8 protein-coding genes are annotated in these 20,948 nt (G+C 56.7%); 7 read left to right on the top strand and 1 reads right to left on the bottom strand.

From position 1 onward, the window contains the following. Positions 1 to 143 precede the first annotated feature (143 nt). From J3U88_RS19535 to J3U88_RS19505, 7 genes are all read left to right on the top strand, one after another. Positions 144 to 6,101 (top strand): RHS repeat domain-containing protein, encoded by a 5,958-nt coding sequence (locus tag J3U88_RS19535; protein WP_207860629.1) that lies wholly within the window; start codon positions 144 to 146, stop codon positions 6,099 to 6,101. Positions 6,102 to 6,205: 104 nt separating this feature from the next. After that, complete coding sequence (locus tag J3U88_RS19530; protein ID WP_207860628.1) at positions 6,206 to 16,126, top strand: RHS repeat-associated core domain-containing protein; 9,921 nt, start codon at positions 6,206 to 6,208, stop codon at positions 16,124 to 16,126. Between the two features lie 9 nt (positions 16,127 to 16,135). Continuing rightward, the gene (locus tag J3U88_RS19525) at positions 16,136 to 16,462 is read left to right on the top strand and encodes a hypothetical protein (protein ID WP_207860627.1); all 327 of its coding nucleotides are present in this window, start codon (positions 16,136 to 16,138) and stop codon (positions 16,460 to 16,462) included. Positions 16,463 to 16,555: 93 nt separating this feature from the next. Continuing rightward, positions 16,556 to 16,858: a hypothetical protein gene (locus J3U88_RS19520; protein WP_207860626.1), complete on the top strand. Its 303-nt coding sequence runs from the start codon at positions 16,556 to 16,558 to the stop codon at positions 16,856 to 16,858. A 56-nt stretch (positions 16,859 to 16,914) separates the two neighbouring features. Further along, positions 16,915 to 17,703: a hypothetical protein gene (locus J3U88_RS19515; RefSeq protein ID WP_207860625.1), complete on the top strand. Its 789-nt coding sequence runs from the start codon at positions 16,915 to 16,917 to the stop codon at positions 17,701 to 17,703. 1 nt (position 17,704) lies between these two features. Then, positions 17,705 to 18,226, top strand: coding sequence for a hypothetical protein (locus tag J3U88_RS19510; RefSeq protein ID WP_207860624.1), 522 nt, complete (start codon positions 17,705 to 17,707; stop codon positions 18,224 to 18,226). Between the two features lie 124 nt (positions 18,227 to 18,350). Continuing rightward, on the top strand, positions 18,351 to 18,719 hold the full coding sequence (locus tag J3U88_RS19505) for a VOC family protein (protein ID WP_207860623.1): 369 nt from the start codon (positions 18,351 to 18,353) through the stop codon (positions 18,717 to 18,719). A 71-nt stretch (positions 18,720 to 18,790) separates the two neighbouring features. Here J3U88_RS19505 and J3U88_RS19500 read toward each other — a convergent pair whose 3' ends face one another. Then, the gene (locus J3U88_RS19500; protein ID WP_207860622.1) at positions 18,791 to 20,608 is read right to left on the bottom strand and encodes a HEAT repeat domain-containing protein; all 1,818 of its coding nucleotides are present in this window, start codon (positions 20,606 to 20,608) and stop codon (positions 18,791 to 18,793) included. Positions 20,609 to 20,948: the final 340 nt, after the last annotated feature.

Here is a 20,948-nt window from a genome sequence, read left to right as displayed (position 1 = left end):
GATTCTTTTCGAATAAAAATTGAACATTCATTCGTTGGCTTTTCTTGTTTTCCTTTAGGGAGGCCGATTTTTTTCTTGAGGTACAGCGAGGTTGGCATGCCCTTTTGGTTGCCCCTTGCCGTGATTTGCTGGGAGTGAACCTCATGGTTTTGCGATGCCTTGTGTTGATTTTTTCCGCCATCTTGCCCGTTTGGGCACAGACCAGTGGTGCCACCGCGCCGGAAGTGACGCAGTTCGAACCGGTTGATATTTCCGACTTGGTCAATCTTGCCAATGGTGACTTCACCTATGCGGTTCCTGTCATGACCCTTCCCGGTGCGCCGGGTGGTAGCTACCCCCTTTCGCTTAGTTACCAGGCCGGGGTGCTTCACGGGCAAGAGGCAAGCTGGGTCGGTTTAGGCTGGAACCTTCAGCCTGGCTCTGTTTCTCGATTTGTGCGTTCTATTCCCGATGATTACCACGGGGCGCTGACCACAACCAAAGAACACTTTGAAGGTGTGTACAGCTACAACGTCGGTTTTGGCTACCAGGGATGGACGATTGGGGTTAATTGGGATAACCACGGTGGTTTTGGTGGTTCCCTCGGTCGTAGCGGTGATAAGGCCTTCGGTGGGAATGCAACGCTTGGTTTCCATAATCGCAACGGTTTTTCCGCCGATGTCGGCCTAAATCACCAGAGTTCGGGGGTGGGTGTCGGCATTTCACTCAGTCAGCATGGGGATGTTTCCAGTAGTTTCCGCTATTCGGGTGAGAATGGGACCTTTGTCGGCCTTTCCAGCTCGGGAACCGTGGGTTTTGGCAATAGCGACGTATCGATGCATCTCAGTTCGGGCCGCACGGAAACAACCGCCTTGGCAACCCAAACCTCCGTCAATAGCGATTATGTAAGTTTGAGCATCAAGGCCTTCAATTTTGGCTGGGGACGTACCAAGGTGATTCGCGCCGGTGCCAACGAAGCGTGGGGTGCCTTGCATCTGGACAAGGTCGGCGAAAGTACACCGCATCAACAGCGCGCGAAAATGCGTATCGCCGAGGATGTGAAAGCGCTTCCTTCGAATGACCCCGGTTTTCATGCGGTGTATCAGTCCCGTGTCGATGGGCACGGGTTTTTTCCAAGTTACCAACGTCGTGACGAGCGTTTCCCCGATGCGCCCTACAAACATGTCGGTTTGGCCTTGGACACCTATTTTCAAGACTTCCAGAAAGGCACCACCCCGGTCCCCGACGACGATGATCAACAAGACGCGATGCGAACCAACCAAGCCTACGAGGCGGATTATGTGACAACCAGTTTCGATGGTTACTCGATCGCCGCCCAAGGGTTAACCGGCATGGCCAAACCGGTTCATGCACAACGCGGTTTTCTGGCGCCTTCCGATTCGAGCGCGTCCGTTTCCCTGGGTGACGGCTGGCATTTTTACCCGTACCGCAACCTCTACCGCCTTATGGAAGAAGGCAGCATTCCCTGGGATGCCGATCTGAACGCGTTTTTTAGGGAAAGCCGCTGGCGGACGCGGGATGCGCTGCAAGACAACATGGTGATGTTGACCGATCCCGCCCTGTTGACCGATCATACTTTGTTTCCCATGTCCGTTGATCAGCCGATTGGCGACGGCGCCGCACACAAGCGTCATGCCGTTCACAACCGAAGTCGGCGGATCCGATACGCGTTGGACGGCGAGGCGCGGATTGCCCGCATTATTGTCACCAATCCCGATGGCGTGGTGTACCATTTCGGGGTGCTCCAGGACGCCGACGGTCTGGTGACCGCGGGGGCGCGGCCGATGAACCTGCGCGAATCAACCTTCCAGCGGACCAGTTCACAAGCCAATCATTTTGATTCAAGCGCGCGTCGGGAGGAGCACAAAACCGAACCTTATGCCTACGCTTGGTATTTGGCGGCGGTGACCTCACCCCACTTTGTGGATCGCGCGCCACTCGGCCATTTTGGCCCCGAGGATTTTGGCGACTATGTCACCTTCCACTATGCCTTAACCAATCCTTCCTACCATTGGCGCACGCCCTACTCTGAATCCGATACCGAGGGGGAAGAACCGAGTTACGCATTAACCGGCCGCAACAGTTACGACGACACCTTCCATTTTCAGCGCAATACCGGCTTCAAGGATTTTTACCATCCGCTTCTCGCCAAAACGCGCACGCACTTAGCCGTGTTTGAGCATGATCGTGACCGAGCGGATAACGTGTCCGCCCGTGTCAATCCCGCGGATTCAGGAGCCGGGTTTGTGGACCCTACACGGCCCGTTCCCAATCCCCTGGGTGCTTTTACGGGTCGGGACGTGCTGGTGTACACCGCCGGTCCGCACTTTTTCAGCGCGGCTTCCTTTATTGACCAAAATGCACCTTCTACGACCCAACAACGCTTTCTCGGTTCGTTTAACCTCCAAGCTGATGCCACGCTTGAGCGGGTTCTGCTTTTTCCCGCGGGTACTGCCGCCAAGTGGGGTGTATCCGTTGACCAAAGTTTGGTGGCAGGTTACCTATGGGCGAGGAATGCGCCCATGTTCGGCCAAGGCGATCTAACCTATCTTGGTAACTGGGATTACGGCCACCACGATGTTTTTCGGATCACCTTCCACGTCGCCACGCCGCCCTTACCGCCACCGCCCCAAACGCCCGGTTCCCACGGCTTATTCAGTCATTTGGTCATTCGCAATCCCGCCCTCTCCACCACATCGGCTGATGGTTCTGCCGAAGCGTCGATGGAAACCTTTAACGGTTCGATCAAACTTAAAGCGATTCGGCTGTATGCACGGGGGCCCGCGGTTGATGACGCCATTTTTCAGACGGGGTCGGCCACCGCGGCTCGTGATTTATCGGCCTGGCTGGATGATACGGCTTGGCGTGATGGTTTTATGAACGAGGTGCGCTTTACCTATGACCAAGACTTGGCGCCCGGTTACCCCAACGTGCGCACGCCCGGCACCGGCAAATTGGCGCTCACCGAGGTGAATTTCTTTGGCCGTTCCGGCGCGGTTCCCTTGGGGAACGGTTATCGTTTCGACTACCATCGCAACCCTGACGCTTTTGCCGACCGTGCCTATTACCGCAAAGATCCTTGGGGTTACCCCTCCAGCCTTTCCGAACCTTATGCGGCCAGGGTCGATGACCGCAATGTTGCAACGGTTTCGGGCCAAAACGTTCCGGTTCAGGCTTTGGACAGCCTGGCTTCCATTGAGACCCCGGTCGGCAGTCGTCTGGCGATTGTTTACGAACGCGACACCTACACTTGGATTCAAGACCGCCCGGCCTTGACCCGTGACCAGCAGATGACCTTTTTTGAGGCGGGTGAACCGGGCAAGTTGGTTGATTATGTGCGCGGTGAAACATTGCCGATCCGTTTCCGCACCTCAAGTGGGCGCCCACTCCCGTTGGAAACCATTCTGGCCCAGCTCGCGGATTTCACTTGGCGGTGGGCGGACAACGACCCGAATGTGTACCAAGGGCACGTCATGGTTTTGGCGCGGGGTTCTTCGCGCAACAATTGCCCCTTCCTCAATACGCGTGGTGAATGCGAAACAAGCGGCACCGGCGGGGTTCGTTACAACAGCAACGATCTTCGGTTCGTTCTCCCGGTGAAACGGTTGGAGGCTGAGAATCGGTGGTCGTTGGCAATCGACAAGGTTTCCAACACCTTGGGGATCGCGGAGCATCCCTCGGTGCGCGAGTTTGCCTCTTGGATTTGGCACGAAATCGACCATCCACGCGGCGATTTGGTGCGGTTTCAGGTTCAGCAAATCCCCGGGCGCAATCAAACCGCGGCCGGCGAAGCTTTGGCGCGGGTGGTGCCTGTCGCCACCGATTATCAGGATCCTTACCGCTTGGATCCCCGTCAACGTTGGGCCGTGGGTGAGCTTACCGGCAGTCTGCGGGTCAAGCGCATTCAAATTGGGCCGAGTCAAACCGGCTCTGAGGATCCTGATATGGTTCGCTCCGTGGTTTACGACTACCGCGATCCCGATTGGGATGCGGACAGTGGTGTGATCTTTGCCGAGCCCACCGGCAACATCCAAGGGGTTGGCGGGGACCGACGCCTCTTGCGCGGCGAGGCCTATCCTTATTTATTCATGCCGGGTGCGGATGTTCACTACGGCACCGTCACCATCCAACAGGAGAATGCACGGTTTGACACGGGGAAACGCCGGGTTCGCATGAAAACCGCCGCCGACCCCGCCGTGGTCCACGGCACTTTCGTGGAAACCGTAAAACCCTATCAAGATCGGGTTGCCTTATCTTGGGATGGGCATCAGGCGCATCGGCAATTGCTGCAGTTCAAAAATCTCACCGATGGTGACCAGCCTTGGGAAGCGGCCCCCTTTAACAACGTCGAGGACCTGGTGTTCTCCTTTGACTATCAAGTTCGCACGCGCGTTGTGAACCAAGCCGGTTTAATTGGTCGCCAAGTTGAAGCGTTGGTGTTGGATACGCTCGGCAGACCGATTCAGCGTACAACCACCGAGTACCGTGCCGCTTACGATCCGAGTCTGCCTGCTTTACCGGTCAAAAGGTTTTATCGTGACGACGCCGGTCGTTTGGCGGAAGAAACTTTGGCGGGGAATGGGGCCGCGGGTGCGTTGAACAACCTCATGCCGGGTGTTCATGCGGAGAAACACTTTGGGCTACTCATTGGACGTAAGGACAGCCAAGGCAAGCATTTTCGTGTCAAAGCCTTATTGCAGGACGAAATCTGGAACACCTACCGACCGATGAAAAGCACGCTTTCCTATTTCGAACAGCTCGGTACCGCCGGCCGACCGACATCCTTAGAGAGCGAAGTGATTGCCATTGATTTTTCCAACGGTTCAAACGCGATTACCGAAACACGGGCTTTGTCGGCCGACGGTCGCACCCGTTACCAATATGTATGGCAGATTCCCGCCCATGAGTTCTGGATGTCGGAGGATTCCGCCGGCTTAAAAAACAAAAATATGTTGGTTCAAAAAGGGATGACCTTGTCCGTGGTGTCCCACGCGCCGTTGCGACCTACCGCGGAGCGGCCCTGGTTGTCGCAATTGGCGCAGGCTGAGGTTGCCCAACTTTACGCCAACATTGATTTGTGGCGACCCGGTCTCAACCGTGATCAGCCTGAGAATTGGTTATTTGCCGGTTCGGCGTCCTTTGCACCCGATCTCAACGGGCGCGCCGATCAGGTTTTAAGTGGTTTGACTTTCGCGCCGGGTGCCGACGGTTATTGGCACGATTCCTACGCCGAATCCTCGGCGGGTCGTTGGGAAGTCGCTTATCAGAACACCGCCTACAACCGGTTTAATCGTCGCGTGGAGCGTCGCGACCGTATGGGCAACTTCAGTGCTTTGGTGTTTGAGGCATCGGGGCGTCGGGTGGTGGCATCTTTTGCCAATGCCAAACGGGACCAGGTCTTTTTCGAGGATTTTGAAGACTACCGCGAGGTGGCCGGTGGTGCCTACCCCGCGGCCAAAGCCAACCCGCTGGGTTATCAAATCACGACGTTAACGGCACCCGATGCACACAACCTTTCCGCCGCGGCTTATATGGCCCGGTACCAACAGGTTTACAGCGGGCGTGGGGCGGCCCTGGGTCCGGTGACGCTGAATGTTACCCCGGCCGTTAACCCCGCTGACCCGAACGGTCCCTACTACCTTTCCTTTTACTGCCGTCCGGATAGCGGGTCCACGCTGAACCTCAACATTCCCGGCGGTTGGGAGCCAAGGACTGTGACACTGACGGCGCAGCGTCCCGCCAGTGCCTCGCGGCACATCACCATTCGGCCGATGGTTCAAGGATGGTTCTACGTCAAGATTAAGTTGAACCGGGACCAGCTTAGCGGCTTGACGCTGGGCCAGGCCGGCATGCGTCTCGACGATATCGCCGCGTATCCGGCGGGTTCGTCGCCAGGCACCGGCGCGATGCTCAATCACTTTGCTTATGATCCCCATTTCCAAAAGTTGAGCGCGTCCACCGATGGACGAGGGCGGACGGTTCGTTACCAGTACAACGCGGACGGCGAGTTGTGGCGTGTTTTTGACGGCGACGGCGCCGTGCGTCAGGAGTTTCAGGTTCTCGAACATCGGCGCCGGCCCGCGACGAACCCAGCGCCTTGATGCTTTGGTTTTTCGTTTCAAATATGCCGGGTACTCAGCTTTTTTGCACGTTGATAAAGGGTAAACAAATGAAAAAGGGTGTTTTGCTTTTAGCGATCTATGGAATGCTTGCGAGCTTGGTCGGGCCGGGTCTCCATGCGGCGGAACTGTCTGTTCAGCTTCAGGACCAAGGCACCGCGTCCTTGGTATCCCAAGACGATGGTTTTTCACAGCTTTCGCTCCATCTTCAGCATCGGGACCCTGGCGCGCTTGTGTTTGAGGATGCGACCTTTGCCTGGCGGCGTGTCCGCAACGGGGTGACCGAATATTGGGACGGCTCACACTGGCAGAACACCCTTCAGTGGCTCGTGATCGGCGCTGCTTCCAGGCTGACCCCGGTTGACGATGAAGCCGGCCGGCTGGTGTTGCGGGTCGATGATCGGGGTTCGGCTTTTTGGGACGGTGTCGCGACCCTTTACGCCGTCAAGGTGCGCGAGACGCGCGCGGACGGTCTACACGAATCCGGTTGGACGCCGGTAAACCTGGAATTTGCGGCCTTACCCGCGCCCACCGGGTTGGATGTTTCCTTTTTCGCCGACGGCCGTTTTCGTGTTTCTTGGGACTTGCCCGCGGGGGTTCCGCCCGAGGCCTACTTCTATCGGCTGGGTGTACAGAAAGTTAGTGATGGGCGCTGGATGGATCCCAACTGGAAAAACAACGCGATTTTCGAGGCTTCCGTGGTGGTTGACGGCAGCCGACTTGAACCCGAAACCGCGTACCAGTTGGTGCTTTACCGTTTTCGCAACAATAGCGCGAACCCCGTTGGTTCCAACTTCCCCGCGACCCTTGAGATCATTCATCGCCGTCCGACCGCGTTGGCGCCGCTCAACCAAGAAACGATGGGGTTGTTACCGGTTACCGCCTACAGCAATGTCTCCGTGGCCGAAAGGGGAGAGGGTGCTGAACCTTTTCAGGTGACCACCACCGAGCCGTTGCCCCATGACTTGAACCTGACCGCGCCGGGTCTGTCGGTCAGTGGCTCGCGTTTTGCTTTTTTTGGGATTCGCGATCGTTTTGGGCGGTGGTTGAATCCCCATTGGCGGCGTTTACCGGGTGGGCTACGGCTGAACATGGCTTATATGTTGGGCAGCGAACGGCTGCGTCCCAATGAAACCTACGACATTGTCATGCATTATGGAGACCGCCACCAGCGCACCCCCGAACTTTTATTGGCGCAGATGACTTATCGGCCGCCTGTTTCATCCTCCGCGATGCCGGCACCTTTGGCGATGCCAACCGTGGAAGCCGGTGCGTTTTCACTTCATTCCACGATGACAGATGCGGAGACCGTTGCCATGCACGACGATCTCCAGGTGCAGGACCTTCAGGTCGCAAAGGATCGCCCGAGAACCCCCATTTATTCGGGGCCTTCCCCATGGTTTCCCATGGGGGGAATGACCAGCGTGCAGTACATCATGGGTTGGGTTGAGTTCTTCAATCTGCCGGAACGTTTAGCCGGTGATGATATTCGCGTTTTGGTTCTTAGCGATGGCTTGTTTTTCGATGGTGAACAATGGATTGCCCATGATCGAAATGATCCTGATCACTACGGTTTTACTTTTGTTGAAACCCTTCAAAGGGATTATTTCGGCATACTTCATGGGGCATTTCGGGGGGATCCAACCAATTTGGTTTTTCACTTTATGTGGCCGGGCAACGGCGCCTCGTTTGCCAACGACTTCATCAAAGGTTTGGGCGACAACCTCACCCTCGGTTGGCAGGTTTTAGGCGAGCGCCAAGAGATTGCCCTGGATGTCGGGGTCTACAAACCCTTTGTGGTGGATCAAACCCACTACATTATTAATGGACGCGACGCGATCTCCTTCCGCGTTTCCGTTCATCCCTCTTTCCGCGAGCATTCAGAACACATTCAGTGGGTGTGGCGCGATGAAGATACCGGCGAGATGTGGGACGGCCGCCAATGGTTGGCGTCCGGTGATCAAACCCCTTGGTCCTTGGTTTACCAGCCCAGACTGGGCGCCGTAAGCCCGGACCGACCCGGCCTCGAACTCACCCATAGGGACGATTCTTTTCAGGTGACCTACCAGCTTGGCCCCCATCGGGACCTGTTCTTCAACGGTCGTGAACGACGTCGCCTCCGGCTTTTCTTCCGGCAAGAAAACATGGGCACCGATCTCCTAAACAACCTGTTTCCCTTCACCGAGATCTTGACCTTTGACAACCTCAACGCTCGGTTTTCCTTGGCGCTGGGCGTTGACCGTTGGGGCTTAACCACCGACCCAACCTTGGCCGAAGTGGTGCTTACCGACGGCGAATTACAACCCGAGGCGGTGGGTTTGTCCTCCTCGCTGGAAATCCTTCCCGGTAGTGGTGTTCCCGCCGATTGGAAACTCGTGTTGCGTCTCTACGAACCTGATCGCGATGGTGGTTATCGTCCGTTGTTCACCAGTGTGCCCACGCCCCTTCCCGAGCTGGCCGGTGAGCAAGGCGCGGCTGTTTTGTCACGGGCTTTTCAGTCGCTTCTGCGCGAATCCGACCTTCCCACCTACATTCCCGCATCAGCCACCGTTTACCCTTCCTCTTTGGTGCCGCGCCCGCCCAATCGCACCTACCGGCTGGCCGCATTTTTGGTTTCAAACCAAACCCACGATGCGCTTAACCATGCTCGTTATCAGCCGGAGCTGCCTTTGCCGGGCATGCAGGTTCGCTTGCGCGTGGCCGGCCACGAGATTGGTTTACTCCACGACGAACAAGGTGCTGATTTCACCACGGCGACCCTGCCGGTTCAGTACCGCACTCTGCCGGATCGCACCATCACGTCATTTTCCCACCGCGTCAATGGAGAAGGCGTCGCCGGCAACCTGCCGCGTCCCTGGCGGCTGCAAGGCCGCGCCGCCGCCAACCTCGGCGACCAACTGGTTCCGCGCGTGGCGACCCTGGTTCCCTGGGTGGAGAACGCGGCTTTTTCCGAAGCCTTCCCTGAGGGGACCTTTGCTGTTTTTCGGCTTGATCCCGATTCGAGTGAACCGAGCTTGATTGAGGTGCGTCCCGCCGGTAACGGTCTCCTGTTTGACGACCTTTTCCTTCCCGACACCGCCTACCGCGTGATTTATGAAGGCCGCGATCCCTGCGGCATGCGTGTGCGGGCCGTGCAAGATTTTGGTTCGATCCGTTCCTTGGATCGGGCTCGGGTAGGTTTTGCTTTTGGCGGTGCCGACTCGCAAAACTTTAACCATCCCGTTTTGGAAACCAGCCTGACCCGAAACCTAAATCTCAATTACAGCGTGGATTACCCCGGCTTCGTTGGTACCGGCAACCATCGCTTTGCGCTTCGCGCCGGTGCCGTCACCCGCGAGGTCTGGAGCCGCCAACACAACCGTTTTGAGGTGGTGCCCGTTACCCAGGCCGGTGTTGTGTTCAACACCTTCGCCACCCGAGAAAATGCCTCGGGCCGGCCGGAGGAATACCAGGCCGTGCTCAATCAGGCATTGTCCGCGATCAATTTCTGCACCGCCCAGGATCTCAACCAAACGGTTCCGGTCCATTTGGCCACGCTCCCTTATCCCATCTCCGTGCGCCAGGTGGCCGTGGTCGATCAACTGACCGGTCGAAATTATCCCCTGGCCGATGCGTCTTTGACGTTGAACTATGGGGGATCGCTTACCTGTCCAACCCCGGACTTTGAACCCAACACCTTGGGGACCATCGGCATTGCCGCGGCTTCAGAAGATTTGGTGTGGCGCTACGGTGCGGCGGACCTTCACGATTTCGCCTTGCAAACCCACGTTAAATTCAAAACCGAGGACTACCAAAGCGCTGTCAATCAATGGCAATTGCGTCTGACCTTTTTATCCGAGGACGGCCTTCAACAGCGTTCCGCGGGAATGCCCTTGGTTGATTACTTGGCCGCAACGGGACAAGCCATGCCGACCACCGGCCTCACCGAGGTTGCCCAGCCACTTTTGGTGCTGCCGAAAGTGATTGCCGAAAACTGGTGGGCCCTTTTTCAGCAAAATGGCTGGGTCGACTTTCGCCAGGCCCCTGATGCTTCAACGCGGGTACGGCTGCATATCAATTTGGTGGACACCCAGGGCAATTTTCTCGCGCGCAGTAGCCGCTTGCACGGTGCCGGGATTGCGATTGACCTGCGTCCGGGAGAGCCGCCCCAAGGCCGGCCCCTGACGCACATGACCTACCAAACCATTTCGCCCGACCGCGTTATGAAACGGGAAGGGGACGGTGTCGCGTTGGTGATGACCCAAACCCTGGCGGTTAACCCATCGGTTCGTCCCGACCAGGTCAATAACGCCAACTTCCGTTGGCGCTGGCGTTCCGAGCTGGGGTATTTCAACGGGCAAGCATGGCAGAGTGCGCCTGCCGACTTGGCCGTGGGTCAAGCGCCGATGTTTACCCAAAGTTTTGCGCGAATTGGTTGGCAAAACGGATTGCCGCGGCTTCTGGTTCAGGCGAGTCTCCCCGCAACCGGTTTTCCCGTCGGTTTCAAACCCGAGGGGCGCGATCAATTAACCCTTCATCTGGAGCTGGTTTACCTCGGACAAAACGGGGACAGCTCGCTGGTCGCCGAGGGTGACGGGCCCGCCAACCGCCTCCAAATCAACTGGGTTCCCGCCGGTACCGGCACCGTCGCAACACCGCGACTGCGCAACAGCGGCTTGAGTGCAGCGGATCAGCAGCAGCCGTTCCAGCCTTTGCTGGAAGAAATCACGCCTCAGCTGCGCGATGCCTTGGCCAATGCCTTTGCCCCCGAGCCAATGGTTCTGAAGCCGCGTCGTTTGGACGGTGCCGGCAATCAAACCTGGGTTTTGGGTGGTAGCGCCCAAGACGACATGGATCTCACCCAAACCCCGACGAACCTGGAAGCCTTGGGTGTGTATGCTTGGCTTACCGTTCCCGTCGATCCCTTCACCGACAGCGGTTCGCACCGGGTTTTTGTGGTGCCTTATCCCGACCACAAAGACGGTGGACCCTTGCCCTTCCAGTACGCCGCGCGGCAAGCGGTGAGCCTGCAAAAAGCGGCCACCACTTGGCGATGGGAACACAACCTGTTTTACCGCTACCGCCCACCCTGCTCGGATCGCGGCGGGGCGTTCCACATTTGTGTATTCGTCCCTCAAAGTCGCCTAGAACGTTCCCCGTTGGGTGAGGGAGATGAGGATTTTTGGCGGAAGAACCCGCGTTTAAACGCATTTTTGGAGGGTGACGACCCGAGCAATTGGGGGGAAAGCGAAACCCACAACCGCGTTGTTTCCATGACCTATCCCAATCCTGAGAACCCGCAACAACGCATTGTCTCCATCGATTTTTTTGACCTGATCGGGCGTTACCAAGAAACCCGCACCATGGCCACCCACGTTCCTTTTGATTGGATCGACCGGGTGGGCGTATCCGGGGCACGGCGTTATGATGCGCTCGGCCGTGTTTCTTTAACCGCCAAACCTTTTGAAATCAATGACTACGAAAACGGTCGTTTCGGTATGAATACCGTGAGTAGCCAGGGGCGGCAAAACCCGCCGCCTGCCGCCTTGGTTGGGGCCGGCGGCGCCGCGCGTAGTTTTGAAGCCGCTATCTTTTATTGGGGCGCCGATGCCCAGGGTGTCGGCAATCGGGAACGGCTTAACCATTTGGTAGGGCGCGATCCTTTTGCCTACACCGAAACCGTTTACGAACGCGACAGTGCCCGCGGCCGAATGCTTGCCGAAATCCCCGCCGGCAGTCAGGCCCGAAATGCGGTCGATCCCTTGCGCCACCATCGTTTTCATTACTTTACGCTGCCCGTTTTTGACCTTTCCAAAGGCGGTACGCCGCCCGCCGCGGCCAAGCTCCTGTTTGACCAACTGGCTGTTCACCAAGCCTTTACCATCATGCCGTTCGACGACCTGTCGGTGCCCGTCGTTCAGGGTCGGCTGAGCATTGATCCCAACGGTTTGATGCACGCTTCCTTGATGGACGCCCATGGCACCGCTTTTGTAGAGATCGGTAATCCCAGCGTGGACCTGCTGCGTTCATGGGGTTTCGGTGTGCGCATCGGCGATTCGGAATTTTATGTCGGCGACAAAATCCTCCACCAAAATACCGTGATTGAGCTGCCTGCCGATTACCACGACCGTGTTGCCGCCAATGATCTGTCATCCGGTGATCCGACGGGTGCCGGCGAATGGCGTTCTGATCTCAATGTGTTTACCTTTACCGAGGTTGACGCCGAGGATCGGGTGACAGCCGTGTGGCCGCCGAAAGCGTTGAACCTGCAACGGGGAGGGGAAGGGGAACCCTGGCGTTTGACGCCGGCGTCCGGCCAAGGCGCGTTGTGTGTCCGTCATCAGTATGATGGGCAAGGACGCCTGGCCGCGACCATCGCCCCGGATCACGGGCGCACCGAATACGTTTATGACCGCCTGGGTCGCCCGCGTTTGGTGCGCCACGCCGGTGATATCGCGCGTAACCAATGGCTTGAGTCAGTTTACGACCGGCTGGGTCGCCTCGTGCAAACACGAATCGTTTCCTTTCCCGGCATCAGCACCCAACAGCAGCAGACCTTGCAGCGTTTGTTTATCGTGGGTGACCCCGTGCGGGGCATCCCCGCCGATGATCAGGCTTTGCCTGAGGAAGGCGTTTCCACCGCTGATTACCGGGTCCGGGTCAACGCCGAATCGGTCGTCCAATACCTCTATGGTGAATACGATCTTTTCAACCAACGCCATCCTTGGTCGGACACATTTCGCGAGGGTGCCTATTGGCCGACCATTCAATCCCTGGAACAAGCTTATCCCTGGGATTACGACGGCCTTTTGTTTGCGGAACCTTTGGACCAACGCGTCGAAATTATGGCCGATCAAAGTGCCGAGCGTTTTTATTACGACTTCAAGGGGCGCTTGATTTGCCGCGTTCAGTTGATTCGCGGCGTTTTAGAGCCCCAGGTCACCTGGACCCGCTACGACCATCGCGATTTACCCGTCGCACGTTATAACCAAACCCATCATCTGGGGACCGGTTTCGCTTACGATCCCTTCGGTCGTTTGGCCGCCACCCATGATTTAGCCCCGCTTTCGGAGCGCATGCGTTTGCGCGTTCGTTACCGTCACGAAGACACACCCGCCAACGAACCGGCCGAAGCCGTCGTTGCTGTTTTGGGCCCCCTGGTGGATGAGGGAAGCAACCTCGCCTTGGAAGACACCGCCCGGCAGCTTGCCGTTTGGGATTTCGCCGTAACCGGTCACGTGCGCGAGGTTGTTTACGGGGGCGACGGTGCCGCGCCCATTTCCAATCGATTCACCTACGATGTCCGTGATTGGCTCCTCGGCCAAGAGGTTGCCGTTGACGGGGTACCCGCTTATTCGCTGGCGCTGGACTACTTTGGTTTGGGTGGTTTATTGCAAGGCGAAGAGGAAACGCGGCGCATGTTCGACGGCACCGTGGCCGCCTTGTCCGAAACCTTTCACCTGGAAGGGGTTGCGGGTGAAACCACCCAACATGCCTACCGTTACGACGGCGTTTACCAGTTAACCGAGGCTACCCAGCAGCGCGACAGCCTGTTGATCGTCCGTTACGGTTATGATCGCAACGGCAACCGGATTCGCGAAAACCGAAGCGGTTACTTTAGTCCTCGTTCCGAGGTGCCCTATCAGGCCAACCTGGTTCACGACTTCCATACCGGAACCAATCGCCTACGCGCCGTGCGCAAGGATTGGGACGCCCCCAACAACGAACCCCGTTACGAAAACAACACCTTTGATTACGACAGCATGGGCAATGTGACCGGCATCCAACGGTATAAAGATGTCGATTCGAGCCTTGAGGTTGATCAGGTGTTCGCCTACGAGGATCCGCGTTTCCTGCACCAGCCGACCCGTTTGACCCAAACCCTGTACGGCGGGGACGCTGAAGGGTCGGGTTTCGCTACCGAGATCCACCGCTATCGCTACGACCATGACGGGACCCGCATCTTCCGCGCTGTCGAAAAACCGGTTGGGCCGCCGGAAACTACCTTCTTCGTCCCCCATGGTTTGGAAAACGCGGCCGAGTTGGATGGCTGGGGCCGTGCCCGCCGGGTCTACCTCTTCAACGGCGCGGAGCGGCTCGGTTACAAAAGCAAGCGGAACAGCGGTTTGTACATTAAGGATCACCTGGGAAGTACCAAAATGGTGGTTGCGCTCAACCGCGATCCCGTCGCGGATGCGCAACCTTCCTCGGGAAGCGAAACCCCCGGCGAACCTTCCGTCACCCCAAGCCCCCAAACCCTGGTAGATCTCGATTTCGAGGGGTCCTTAATAAACCGGGGCACCTTAGGCGAGGGCGCATTTATGGGGGAACCCAATTACCTAGCCCGTGACGGTCAGCGTGGCTTGTGGTTTGATCGCGATGAAGCCCTGCGTTTCCCCAACCATGCCGACGTAGAACAGCTTACCCAAGGGTTTACCATCGCTTTGTGGGCTTATGACAGCGATGAGGACGACGGCTCATGGGACAGCAGCACCATGGTGGCGGTCGGCGCGGGTTTATCCATTCGCCACAATCCCGTCCACTTTTATCTCGACGGCGGCAAGCTGCCCGTGTTGCGATTGGGCGGCGGGGCCGAGGGTTGGCGGTATTTCAGTCGCTTCAGTCCCTTGCCGCAAAAAACCTGGGTCCATTTGGCCGTCAGTTTTGACGGGACCCATGTGCGCTGTTACCAAAACGGCGAACTCCTGGGTGAGCCGGAGTCCGTGGACTTAACCGCCTTGTTCCCCGCCCAAGATGTGGTGGTCGGTGACTGGCCGGGCCATGAGGATTACGCCTGGCACGGCGGATTGGACGCGGTTTGGATCACCACCCGCGCCGAGGCGGATCCGGCCATTCGCGACCATTATCTGCGTTCCGCGCCGGATGCGCCGATGCGCCGCGCGCCGGCGGCGGCACCCCCGGTCGATGCGCCCGCAAAAGAACGGGCCCGTTCACTGTTTGTGCTTTCGCGGGTTGAGAGTGATCCCTTTGGTGTCAGCCTCATCGAGCGTTACCAGCCATTGGCGGGTGACCTAACCGAGCCCCACCAGTTCACCGGCCAGGAAGTAGAGCGCAGCCTTGGCTTGCTTTACATGAACGGTCGCTGGTATTTGGCCGAGGTGGGCCGCTTCCTCCAAGCCGATCCGATGCGACAGTACTGGAACAGTTACAGTTACGTGGGCAACAACCCGATCAACCGCATCGACCCGACCGGCCTGCAAGACGAGCAAATGACCATCGTGCGGGTGCAGGTGTTGCAGGGTGATCGCTGGGTCGACTTGGACAAGATGATCGAAGGTTCGGGCATGTTCACCATGGGCGCAATGAACGGCTTTGGCAGCAACATGATGATGGGTTTGGGCCGCGAGGAGGTCGATCATTTTTGGTTCCAGGTGGGCCAAGGTGTTGGTGATATTGCCGCGGCGCTGGCCGGTTCGGGTATGATGATGGGCGGCGCGATGGCGATTGGCGGCGTGGCCATCGCCACGGCGGGCGGCCCGATCCTATTGGCGGGCGGCGTCGTCGCCGGCGGGATCATCGTGGCGGGTTACGGCTTCGCGGTCATGACGCAGGGCTCCAAAAACTTCGCCCAAAACTCCTACGACGACATAACCCACAGCTACTCGAAGGGCTCGGGTCGTTCTCCTAGGGGCTCTAATTCTGGTTCTCCCGAAGAGGTTCCGCATCAACCTGGGCATTTACCAGATGATGCTTTAGTGCTGAGAGGAGGACAGAGCCTACCTGAGAATTTTGAGAAGGGATCTGGGGTAGTAAAGGGTCCTGACGGGAAACTTGACCAGGTATCAGTTAATAGTGCCGCAGGAAAGTCAACAAAAGAGCTGACAAAAACGATTAGAAATGGTCAAGTTGGCCAGACAACTGTAGGGAATGTTAGAAAAGCTGGTGGCGATGTCGTGCCTAGTCCTAATGTAAAGAATCCTGATCACGCTACATTGAGTGGCTTGACAGGGGATGAGGCGAGTTCTCTTATGCGTCCAACTACAAAAAATCCTACAAAAAAGAAGTGAGAAGACAGTATGATTGAAACAAATGTTTCAGAGAAAGTTGCTAGATCCTTGGCTGAGTTTGCTGATTATGCATTAGCCGAAGCATTTCGCGCGTGTTTGGTTCCTCCGCGAGCGGATGAAAAAATTTGGGAATGGGACCGGAAAGAAGAAAAATATCTTGTTTGGATTATTGCTGAATTTGAAGGTTATGGCGTGGCCGTGGCTTACACCGAGAAAGGCTTTGGCGAAAAGGGTTATCCTTGGGGTTTGGTTTCTCATGAGGATAATAGTACTGGATCTTCAAATCACTGGTACCAGACCTTAGAAGAATGTGTCGCTGATAGTTGTTATCTGTGAATGTGACTTAGTATCAAATTGGTTGCCGGTTCTTGGAGGATTTCTTGCGAACATCCAGACCTCATTTGTTCTGTCGTTTTCAAAGGAGATCGAATGGAAAAACCGTTGCGTAAAGTGATTGGTGGCATGCGCGGCCGCGAAGGGATGTACGTTCTCCCCCCGGATTGGAGCCATGTTGTTGCTTTTTTAAATGGCTTCTCTGCCGGCAGGAAAGGTTCTGGTTTAAGCTGTGAGCTTACCTTATTTGAGCAATGGTTGTATGAAAAGATTGGTAATCGGTGTTCAAGTGGGTGGGATTGGGTTGTGTTAAATAAATTTGCAGAGGGGGATACACAAAAGGCCTTGCCGAAATTTTATCAGTTATGGGATGCGTTTTTGCAAGATGAAATTCCTTGAGTGGCATCCAATCCAAGATGGGTGCCATCAGGTTCTATTGAGCAAAGGAGCATTTTATGAGTGAAACCAAGGACACCGCGCTTTTGAGGAGCATCCCCGTTCCACCCGTTAATTCGGAAGAACGCTTTGCGTTTACTGCCGTTGAGCAGGTGTTGGGGTTTGCCCTCAATCGCCATCTCGGAAAACTTCAAAGCCGCCACTTTTTAACCAAGGAAGCCCTTCGCGAGGGTTCTGGATGGCGCGATGGAAAACCAGCGGCATTGCTCCAGATCAAACACGACACCATGGATGAGGTCATCGAAATATTTACCCCCAACTTAATTGAACTGGCGCGCGCCTTCTATCTGCCTGGATCAGAAGACATCAATGATGAAAAACCGGTAGCGGTTGAAAAAGCCCGGCCGAGCCACCCAAAAGTTCACAAGAATGCGCTCTATAACTTATTGCAGAACTATGCCCTCTCACAATCGATGGCAGGATGCCGTGGGGTTGAGGAGCGGGGGTTTTTGCGCTCGGTGTGGCAGGTGGTGAAACACGCGCAAGACCGTCTTGATGCAGTACGGGCACGCCGATTGTCCGCGTTGGCGCTTAACCTTCCACTTGATTTTGAATCCCACCAAATGGGACCCCAAGACGTTGCATTTTTGAATGGAAAAGCACAGCACTTTTTACAACAAGAAAAAGAAGATCCTTTTCATCCCTATGTCTTAGAAATCCTTAACGGCTTGGCGTTCCTAGCGAAATCATTGCCTGAATTTGATGCGGCACCATGGTCCTGTACTCCCTACGATCCCGCGCGAAGTCTGGTGAAAAAGTTTAAGCCTTACGATGAACAGAGTGGTTAATATGGCTCAGTTTCGTGTGACAAAATACAACCCTCGCTATCGGGACGCTTCAGGTGCTTACCGACCCGATGAATGGACGAGTATCTCGGAGATCGGCCGCAACTTTGATGGTGTGGTTTTTACAGGGACAGACTATGTGCGTGCTGAAAAACAATACGTGGCTGTTGCTGATCGATTCTTAAGTCTGCTCCGGGTTGAAACCTTAACCGTTGTGGGTTTGGAGGCGCGCCTTGGTGGGTCAATCGCTGATCTCGTTTCTGTTGGCCGCCGGTTTTTGGCATTAACCTCTATTGAGGAGGGGGCACGGTTACGAAAACAAGAAGCCTTGGTTTGTATGCGATACATTTTGCGCGAACTCCTTTGGTGCAAACTTGTCGGCGATGACGGCGTGTTTTTTCATTTTGGCTACGACTACTATATGTATCTTGGATGCGATGCAGATGTATCAAAGGATCAACTTGAAATGCCCGGCATGTTTATTGAACCCTTTCAATCGCCCTATTTTTATGATGACGAGGATTGAAGCTGATTTTCCACGAACGCTTCCACCTCACTCTCGTGGGTTCGGCCCCGAGAAGCGCTCTCTTTTGGTTGCGACGCGGGTTATGATGGACGGGTCTGTAAAAAATCCAACCACGGAGGATGCGATGATTGCCTACACCATGCTTGGTTCGAATGACTTACCCAAGGCCGGTGAATTTTATGATGCCTTGTTTGCGCTGTTGGACGGCAAACGGGTACGAGACAGCGAACAGTTTATTGCCTATGCCAACGGCCGTGATCAGCTCTACTTTTGCGTCTGCAAGCCCTACGACGGGAACGCGGCGACCGTGGGCAATGGGGTGATGATTTCGCTGGTTGCCAAAAATCGTGAACACGTTGACCAGTTGCATGCCAAAGCGCTTGAACTGGGTGGCGCGGATGAGGGGGCACCCGGTGTTCGCGCCGGTGGTTTTTACGCCGCATATTTCCGTGACCTCGACGGCAACAAGATCAACTTCATCTGCATGGATTAAACCCGCGCCGGGGTTCGGCTCCGTTTCGTTTGGCGCCGAATCCCGGTGACACCCGCGATGGGCACCGTCGCTTAAGAAGGTTTGGACAAATCACCGCCCCGCGGTGCGATCTCTAAATCGCCCTGGCTGCTCGGTGTGGCCAAGGATAACAAGCCGGTCTCGCCGCCATCATTGCTTTCGCGAATGCGCGCCGTTGCGCGATCAATCGCCGCGCGGATGTCGCGATCCTTGGTGCGTTTGCGCGCCGCCGCCAACAGGCTTAAATCTCCAGCTTCCCGGCGGAAGCCCAGTCCTTCAATGGCGGCAAGCGCGATCCCTTGTTCCCCGTGATCAATCAGCGCACGTAGGGTCTTTTGCGCCGCGGGATCGGTAAACATTTTGAGGCCGTTGGTGACCGTGATTCGCGCCGAGAGGGGGAGCCTGGCGTCGGTCACCACCTCGATTAATGCCGGCAGCACCCCTTTTTCTCGTCGGGTCATCACATGGGGCAAGACCCGTTCGACCAATTCCGGCCGGCTGAGCGCGGTCAGCATCGCCTCGAGGAGGCGGTCGTCTCTTCGCTCGCTGAAATGGAGCAGGATCTCATCGCAGGTGCTTGGGTTAAGCATGCAGGCGGCCAGTTGTTTGATGAGAAGGTCGTCGTTGCGTGACTTGAGGTGGTTCTTGATGCGGGCGATCAAGTGGGGAATGGTGAGGCAGTCGATCAGGGCGTCCCGGCCCGCTTGGCTGGGATGATTGGCCAAAACGTGGATCAGGTGGTCTTCTTGACGACCTTCGCGGAGTTGCTGCTTGAAGAAGGGGATCAGGTCAAGGTCGCTCATTGCCGAGAGCGCGGAAAGCGCTTCATCTTGGAGAAACGTTTTGCACCAGGCTTTTTGCCAAAGGTGTTTGCGGCTATGGGCGGGGCTGTTCTCGATCAGCAGTTTGACCAAATCCTTGTGCGGGGCCAGGCTGAAATCAATCAGCACTTTGGTTTGTTCGGGATCGCGGGCGATTTCACGGTGGGTGCGCCACATCTCCAGAAGCTGTTGGTTGTATTCGCTGGGCACATCGAGCAGGGTAAGGGTCAGCAATCTCGGCGGCAAGGGTGCCGAAACCATGGCGGTAACCAGTTCGAAGGGGCCGGTAACGCGCAGGTGTGGGCGCTGGTCGTGTAATGCTTCAGGGAGCAGTTTGGGGTCGTCCAACCAACGACGAAATACCGCGATGGGAGGCTCATTGTCGCCCGCGTCCGTGAGGTTGCGCGACAAACCTGCGCGGGAAAGGCCGGGGAAAAGTTCGGCGAGGACGCGGTCGGCGGCCTCGGTATCGTCCGGCGAGCGGTGGACCGTCTCAAATCGTGGCCACAAAGCGCGAACCGCCGCGGCGTGGTGCGCGGCAAAAGAACGGAGTGTGGTGAGCCAAAGCCAACGCTGTGGATCGGAGAAGGCGCCGGTGGTCAGGGTGATCGCGGGAATGACAAGCGCCATAAGGTTGTGCATCCATTGTTTGGCCGAGGTCGAGGTGAGGTTTTCGGTGTTTTCGAAGGCGAGCTGGATGTGATCCTCGGTAAAGGTCAGGGCCGGCTTGAGGTTTTGGGCCATTGCCAAGGTGGGTCCGGTTAGGACCTCGGTCACCACCTTCTCAAATGCGGGTTCCAGTTTCGCTCGGGGACCGCCCGTCCGGTCGGTGAAGGTTACCGTGATACGGGTTCCCATCCGTTCGAGGTGGATGGTCAGTTGCCGTGTCGCCAGGTGCCAGCCAGGTTCCGCCCCCGGTTTTTCGAAGCCGCCTTTTAATAAATGTCCAGCGAGGGGTTCCCCCAATCGCAGGCGGGTTAGCAAGGGGCGGCCGAGGCGGAAGGCGATGCCGATGGAACCTAGGATCATTAGTAATGTAGGGAGTTCCATGAGTGACCTCGGTTTTGTGCCGGGTGACGGCTTCGCGAATCAAGGGTTTTGAACCGCGCCCGAACCCTCAAACGAGGCGGGGTGGCGGCATGGTTGAGACAAAATGACGGATTCTTATCGAGATTTTTCGTTTTTTTTAAAAAAGACCGAGGCCGGGGTAGGGGGAACCGCGCGTGGCCCCGTATGGGTGTGATAGTTGCGGTGAAACGGTTGAAAAGCCTGCCGTCACCCGCGCACCCGACCCGTTATTTTAACTTGAGGCAGGGTTAAACGGGTCCTCCAAAGCGGATCAATAAATGGGTGGTCTTCTTGGTTCACCACCCGCTTGCCCCATTTGTTC

This window comes from Acanthopleuribacter pedis, assembly GCF_017377855.1.
GTDB classification, from domain to species: Bacteria; Acidobacteriota; Holophagae; order Acanthopleuribacterales; family Acanthopleuribacteraceae; genus Acanthopleuribacter; species Acanthopleuribacter pedis.
The sequence above is the reverse complement of the archived record's forward strand: the minus strand, read 5'-3'. Positions and strand labels throughout refer to the sequence as shown.

Bases quoted from the DNA above. Each gene is read 5' to 3' on its own strand.
- J3U88_RS19515 (WP_207860625.1), top strand. From the start codon at position 16,915: ATGAGTGAAACCAAGGACACCGCGCTTTTGAGGAGCATCCCCGTTCCA.
- J3U88_RS19530 (WP_207860628.1), top strand. From the start codon at position 6,206: ATGCTTGCGAGCTTGGTCGGGCCGGGTCTCCATGCGGCGGAACTGTCT.
- J3U88_RS19510 (WP_207860624.1), top strand. From the start codon at position 17,705: ATGGCTCAGTTTCGTGTGACAAAATACAACCCTCGCTATCGGGACGCT.
- J3U88_RS19520 (WP_207860626.1), top strand. From the start codon at position 16,556: ATGGAAAAACCGTTGCGTAAAGTGATTGGTGGCATGCGCGGCCGCGAA.
- J3U88_RS19505 (WP_207860623.1), top strand. From the start codon at position 18,351: ATGATTGCCTACACCATGCTTGGTTCGAATGACTTACCCAAGGCCGGT.
- J3U88_RS19500 (WP_207860622.1), bottom strand. From the start codon at position 20,608: ATGGAACTCCCTACATTACTAATGATCCTAGGTTCCATCGGCATCGCC.
- J3U88_RS19525 (WP_207860627.1), top strand. From the start codon at position 16,136: ATGATTGAAACAAATGTTTCAGAGAAAGTTGCTAGATCCTTGGCTGAG.
- J3U88_RS19535 (WP_207860629.1), top strand. From the start codon at position 144: ATGGTTTTGCGATGCCTTGTGTTGATTTTTTCCGCCATCTTGCCCGTT.